General features: G+C 66.8%; 1 protein-coding gene. It reads right to left on the minus strand.

Annotated features, from left to right (window positions below; translation table 11 throughout):
- A partial coding sequence (locus AC1DM5_RS36620; protein ID WP_477976980.1) for a thiamine pyrophosphate-binding protein occupies positions 1–314 on the minus strand: 314 nt, incomplete at its 3' end.
- Positions 315–376: the final 62 nt, after the last annotated feature.

Below are 376 nucleotides of genomic sequence, written 5' to 3' on the forward strand. Positions count from 1 at the left end.
ACCGGGATGAGGCCGACGAACAGGATCATCGGGGTGGCGTCCTGGTGCGCGGTGTGGACGGCGATGAACGCGTTGGCGGCGCCGGGACCGCGGGTCACCATGGCCACGCCCGGAAGTTCGGTCAGCCGGCCTTCGGCGAGGGCCATGAACCCGGCGCCGCCTTCGTGGCGGGTCACCACGGTTTCGATCGAGGAGCCGTGCAGGCCGTCCAGCACATCCAGGAAGCTCTCGCCGGGGACGCCGTAGACGCGCTGGATGCCGGCCCGTTCCAGCTGGGCAACAATCAGGTGCCCTGCGGTTGTTGTGGTGCTCAATGCTTCATTCCCTTTTCTTCAATGCTCAGCGCGGGGAGGAAAATGCCGGACAGTGCGGTCAG

The organism is Rhizobium sp. 01T437, assembly GCF_056398505.1.